We start from the raw sequence: 4918 nt of genomic DNA, 5'->3' as shown, positions 1-4918 counted from the left end.
TTCGAAGAAGCCGTAGTCGATGTCGGCGCGCAGGGTGTGCAGCGGGACGCGGCCTTCGCGGTAGAACTCCGAGCGGCTCATCTCCGCACCACCGAGGCGTCCCGAGCACTGCACCCGGATGCCGAGGGCGCCCGCACGCTGTGCGGTGTCCTTGGCCTTGCGCATGGCGCGACGGAACGCGACGCGGGCAGCGAGCTGCTCGGCCACGCCCTGGGCGACCAGCTGGGCGTCGAGTTCGGGGTTCTTCACCTCGAGGATGTTGAGCTGGACCTGCTTGCCGGTCAGCTTCTCGAGGTTGCCGCGCAGCCGGTCGGCCTCCGCGCCGCGACGGCCGATGACGATGCCGGGGCGCGCGGTGTGGATGTCGACGCGCACGCGGTCACGCGTGCGCTCGATCTCGACCTTGGAGATGCCGGCCCGCTCCATGCCCTTGGAGAGCATGCGGCGGATCTTGACGTCCTCGGCCACGTAGTCGGCGTAGAGCTTGTCGGCGTACCAGCGGGACTTCCAGTCCGTGGTGATGCCCAGGCGGAACCCGTGCGGGTTGATCTTCTGACCCATCAGCGGGTCCTTCCCTTCGAGCGCTGGCGGCCGCCACGACCGGTGCCCTCCGGCACGGAGGTGACCTCCACGGTGATGTGGCTGGTCCGCTTGCGGATGCGGTACGCGCGCCCCTGCGCCCGGGGCTGGAACCGCTTCATGGTCGGACCCTCGTCCACCGTGATCGTCGAGATCACCAGGGTGGTGGGGTCCAGGTCGAAGTTGTTCTCGGCGTTCGCCACGGCGCTCGCGACGAGCTTCGCGACCGGCTGGGCCGCCGCCTGCTCGGCGAACTGCAGCACCGAAGCGGCCTGGCCGACGGGCATGCCGCGCACCAGGTCCACGACGCGCCGGACCTTCATGGGGGACATGCGCACGTAGCGAGCCCGCGCGACGGCCCCCTGGGGGGTCGCGTCGGTGTCGGCTGGTGCAGCCATCGTTCGTTACCTTCCTTGGTCTCGCGGGACGTGGGACCGCAGCCCGTCGCCTAGCGGCGACGGGACCGGCGGTCCTCCTTGACGTGCCCGCGGAACGTGCGGGTCGGGGCGAACTCGCCGAGCTTGTGCCCGACCATGGCCTCCGAGACGAACACCGGGACGTGCTTGCGCCCGTCGTGGACGGCCAGCGTGTGGCCGATCATGTCCGGGATGATCGTCGAGCGGCGCGACCAGGTCCTGATCACGGACTTGCGGTTGGACTCGTTCAGCGCGTCGACCTTCTTGAGCAGGTGGTCGTCGACGAACGGCCCCTTCTTGACACTGCGCGGCATCGCTGTCTCCTCCCTGCCCGTCAGCGCTTCTTGTTCTTGCCGGTACGCCGGCGGCGCACGATCATGCGGTCGCTCTCCTTGCGGCCACGGGTGCGGCCCTCCGGGGTGCCGGCCGGGTTGACGGGGTGCCGTCCACCGGACGTCTTGCCCTCGCCGCCACCGTGCGGGTGGTCGACCGGGTTCATCGCGACACCGCGCACCGTCGGGCGCTTGCCGCGCCAGCGGTTGCGGCCCGCCTTGCCCCAGTTGATGTTGGAGTGCTCGGCGTTGCCGACCTCGCCGATCGTGGCGCGGCAGCGGACGTCGACGTTGCGGATCTCGCCCGAGGGCATCCGGAGCTGGGCGTAGGGCCCGTCCTTCGCCACGAGCTGCACCCGCGCACCCGCCGAGCGCGCGATCTTCGCGCCGCCGCCGGGGCGGAGCTCGATCGCGTGGATCACCGTGCCGGTGGGGATGTTGCGCATCGGCAGGTTGTTGCCCGGCTTGATGTCGGCCCGCGGGCCGCTCTCGATCGCGTCGCCCTGCCCCAGCCGCTCCGGCGCGATGATGTAGCGCTTCTCGCCGTCGGCGTAGTGCAGCAGCGCGATGCGGGCGCTGCGGTTCGGGTCGTACTCGATGTGCGCGACCTTGGCCGGCACGCCGTCCTTGTCGTTGCGACGGAAGTCGATCAGGCGGTAGGCCCGCTTGTGGCCCCCGCCCTGGTGTCGGGTCGTGATGCGCCCGGTGGCGTTGCGGCCGCCCTTGTTGTGCAGCGGGCGGACCAGCGACTTCTCCGGGTGGTCACGCGTGATCTCGGCGAAGTCCGAGACGCTCGCGCCGCGCCGCCCGGCGGTCATCGGCTTGTACCTGCGGATTCCCATGGTTCAGAACTCCCCTACGCCCCGGGTCCGCCGAAGACGTCGATCGTCCGGCTGTCCGGCGTGACGGTGACGACGGCGCGCTTGGTGTCCTTGCGCTTGCCGAAGCCGCGGCGGGAACGCTTGCGCTTCCCTTCGCGGTTGAGCGTGTTCACGCTCGCCACCTGCACGTCGAAGATCTGCTGGACGGCGATCTTGATCTGGGTCTTGTTCGCGTCCGGGCGCACCAGGAACGTGTACTGGCGCTCCTCGAGAAGGCCGTAGCTCTTCTCCGAGATCACCGGCGCGAGGATGACGTCACGCGGGTCCGCGATCACTGGTCTGCCTCCCCGCTGGTGCGAGCGGTGACGAACGCCTCGAGCGCCGCGGTCGTGAAGACCACGTCGTCCGCGCGGAGCACGTCGTAGGTGTTGAGCTGGTCCGGCGTCAGCAGGTGCACCGCCGGCAGGTTCGCGATGCTGCGGCGGGCCGCCTCGTCCTCGCGCGCGACGACCGCCAGCACGTGGCGGTGCTCGCGGTCCGGCGTGACGACGCTCGCGAGCGCCGCCTTCGCGCCCTTCGTGGACGGGGCGGTGCCCTCGACCAGCGCCGAGAAGACGTGGATGCGCTCGTGGCGGGCGCGGTCCGAGAGGGCACCGCGCAGGGCGGCGGCCTTCATCTTCTTCGGGGTCCGCTGCGAGTAGTCCCGCGGCGTGGGCCCGTGGACGGTGCCACCGCCGGTGAACTGCGGCGCCCGGGTCGAGCCCTGGCGGGCGCGGCCGGTGCCCTTCTGGCGGTACGGCTTCTTGCCGCCACCGCGGGTCTCGCCGCGCGTCTTCGTGTCGTGCGTGCCCTGGCGGGCCGCCGCGAGCTGCGCGGTGACCACCTGGTGCATCAGCGCGGTGTTCGCGGGGGCGTCGAAGAGCTCACCGGGGAGCTCGGCGGTGCCGTCGGTGCCGCCGGTCGGCGTGTGGACCGGGACGGAGCGGGTCTCGCCCGTGCCCGCGGCGAGGTGCGCCTCGAGGCGCGCGACGCGACGGGCCTCGCCGGCGGTGAACGACGGGCGCCGGGTCGCCCGGGCGTCCGCGTCGCCGGACGCGGTTGCGGTCTGGGACGAGGTCACTGCTGGTCACCGCCCTTCGGGTGGACCTTGGCCGCGGAGGTGACGAGGACCAGGCCGCCGCGCGGGCCGGGGACGGCACCGCGGATCAGCAGCAGGCCCGCGTCGGCGTCCACGCCGTGCACGGTCAGGTTCTGCGTCGTGGTCTTCACGTGGCCCATCCGGCCGGCCATCTTCATGCCCTTGAAGACCCGCGACGGGGTGGCGCAGCCGCCGATGGAGCCCGGCGAGCGGTGCTTGCGCTGCGTGCCGTGGCTCGCGCCCAGGCCGTGGAAGCCGTGGCGCTTCATGACGCCGGCGGTGCCCTTGCCCTTGGTGGTGCCCGAGACGTCGACGACGGTGCCGGCGCCGAAGACCTCGGCGGTGACCTCCTGGCCGACCTCGTAGGACGAGGCGTCGGAGGTGCGCAGCTCGACGAGGTGGCGGCGCGGCGTGATGCCGGCCTTGGCGAAGTGCCCGGTCTCGGGCTTGTTCACCTTGCGGGGGTCCACGGCACCGAACGCGAGCTGGACCGCGTTGTAGCCGTCCGTCGAGGGGGTCCGCACCTGCGTCACGACGCAGGGGCCCGCCTTGACCACGGTCACGGGGACGATCCGGTTCGCCTCGTCGAACACCTGGGTCATGCCGACCTTGGTGCCGAGGACGCCGTTCATCTGCCTCTCGGAGGAGGTTGACGACATCTCAGACCTCACTGGATGTTGACGTCGACGCTCGCCGGAAGGTCGATGCGCATGAGCGCGTCCACCGTCTTGGGCGTCGGGTCGACGATGTCGATCAGTCGCTTGTGGGTGCGCATCTCGAAGTGCTCCCGCGAGTCCTTGTACTTGTGCGGCGAGCGGATGACGCAGTAGACGTTCTTCTCCGTGGGCAGCGGCACCGGGCCGACCACCGAGGCACCGGTACGCGTCACGGTCTCCACGATCTTGCGGGCCGACGCGTCGATCGCCTCGTGGTCATAGGCCTTCAGCCTGATGCGGATCTTCTGTCCCGCCATGGTGGCTTGCCGTTCCTCTTCTCGGTGCTCGGCCGGTTCCGCTCCCGCACGCCGGAGGCGGTCCCACCCGGCTCCCGAGGACCTCTCCGGTCCACGCGGTCGGGTGTGTCGTCTCCGTCGCGCTGGCGCGCCCCGGACGCTGGTCGCTCCGCGGCTCGAGGTCCTCGCGGACCCTCGCTGTTCATGGTGTGTCCGTCCCGCCGGAGACCTCGCGGTCAGCCGGGCGGCACGGTGGGCACCCGCCAGGGGTGCCCGGTCCCGCTCCGAGCGGTCCGGCGACGGCGTGTCCCTCGAGGACCTCCGTCACCGACCCCGCTCACGCCGGGGCGGCCGGCTCGATACCGACTGAGCCGACCGCCCGGGCAAGCAACCTGACCAGTGTCGCACGCGCGCCGTGGCGCCCCGACACCGGGGGTGGGAGCAGGGTCCTACTTGTTGATCTTCGTGACCTGGCCCGCGCCCACGGTCCGGCCACCCTCACGGATGGCGAACTGGAGGCCCTCCTCCATGGCGATGGGCTGGATCAGCTGGACGGACATCTCGGTGTTGTCACCGGGCATGACCATCTCGGTGCCCTCCGGCAGCGTCACGACGCCGGTGACGTCGGTCGTCCGGAAGTAGAACTGCGGGCGGTAGTTGTTGAAGAACGGCGTGTGCCG

9 protein-coding genes are annotated in these 4918 nt (G+C 71.2%); all 9 read right to left on the bottom strand.

Going from position 1 to position 4918, the window contains the following annotated elements; all coding sequences use genetic code 11:
• Nucleotides 1-561, bottom strand: a 561-nt coding sequence (gene rpsC, locus AC0CYZ_RS11770) for a 30S ribosomal protein S3 (protein WP_472215478.1), incomplete at its 3' end; no start/stop codon positions are given.
• Nucleotides 561-977 carry a 50S ribosomal protein L22 gene (gene rplV, locus AC0CYZ_RS11765; protein ID WP_472215476.1) on the bottom strand — a complete coding sequence of 139 codons (417 nt, stop codon included), beginning with the start codon at nt 975-977 and terminating at the stop codon, nt 561-563. The genes rplV and rpsC, both read right to left, overlap by 1 nt.
• A 50-nt stretch (nt 978-1027) precedes the next feature.
• On the bottom strand, nt 1028-1309 hold the full coding sequence (rpsS, locus tag AC0CYZ_RS11760) for a 30S ribosomal protein S19 (protein WP_169186796.1): 282 nt from the start codon (nt 1307-1309) through the stop codon (nt 1028-1030).
• 20 nt (nt 1310-1329) lie between these two features.
• Nucleotides 1330-2169: a 50S ribosomal protein L2 gene (gene rplB, locus AC0CYZ_RS11755; RefSeq protein WP_472215474.1), complete on the bottom strand. Its 840-nt coding sequence runs from the start codon at nt 2167-2169 to the stop codon at nt 1330-1332.
• 14 nt (nt 2170-2183) lie between these two features.
• Complete coding sequence (gene rplW, locus AC0CYZ_RS11750) at nt 2184-2483, bottom strand: 50S ribosomal protein L23 (protein ID WP_472215473.1); 300 nt, start codon at nt 2481-2483, stop codon at nt 2184-2186.
• Nucleotides 2480-3268, bottom strand: coding sequence for a 50S ribosomal protein L4 (gene rplD, locus AC0CYZ_RS11745; protein ID WP_472215471.1), 789 nt, complete (start codon nt 3266-3268; stop codon nt 2480-2482). The genes rplW and rplD overlap by 4 nt, the downstream gene beginning before the upstream one ends.
• Nucleotides 3265-3945 carry a 50S ribosomal protein L3 gene (rplC, locus tag AC0CYZ_RS11740; RefSeq protein ID WP_472215469.1) on the bottom strand — a complete coding sequence of 227 codons (681 nt, stop codon included), beginning with the start codon at nt 3943-3945 and terminating at the stop codon, nt 3265-3267. The genes rplD and rplC overlap by 4 nt, the downstream gene beginning before the upstream one ends.
• Nucleotides 3946-3953: 8 nt before the next feature.
• Entirely contained in the window at nt 3954-4259 is a 306-nt protein-coding gene (rpsJ, locus tag AC0CYZ_RS11735; protein WP_018177839.1) for a 30S ribosomal protein S10, read from the bottom strand.
• A gap of 428 nt (nt 4260-4687) precedes the next feature.
• The coding region (locus tag AC0CYZ_RS11730) for an EF-Tu C-terminal domain-related protein (protein WP_472215467.1) at nt 4688-4918 on the bottom strand (231 nt) is incomplete at its 5' end.

It is taken from the genome of Actinomycetospora sp. (assembly GCF_055612215.1).
The sequence above is the reverse complement of the archived record's forward strand: the minus strand, read 5'-3'. Positions and strand labels throughout refer to the sequence as shown.

Bases quoted from the DNA above. Each gene is read 5' to 3' on its own strand.
- rplV (WP_472215476.1), bottom strand. From the start codon at position 977: ATGGCTGCACCAGCCGACACCGACGCGACCCCCCAGGGGGCCGTCGCG.
- rpsS (WP_169186796.1), bottom strand. From the start codon at position 1,309: ATGCCGCGCAGTGTCAAGAAGGGGCCGTTCGTCGACGACCACCTGCTC.
- rplB (WP_472215474.1), bottom strand. From the start codon at position 2,169: ATGGGAATCCGCAGGTACAAGCCGATGACCGCCGGGCGGCGCGGCGCG.
- rplC (WP_472215469.1), bottom strand. From the start codon at position 3,945: ATGTCGTCAACCTCCTCCGAGAGGCAGATGAACGGCGTCCTCGGCACC.
- rpsJ (WP_018177839.1), bottom strand. From the start codon at position 4,259: ATGGCGGGACAGAAGATCCGCATCAGGCTGAAGGCCTATGACCACGAG.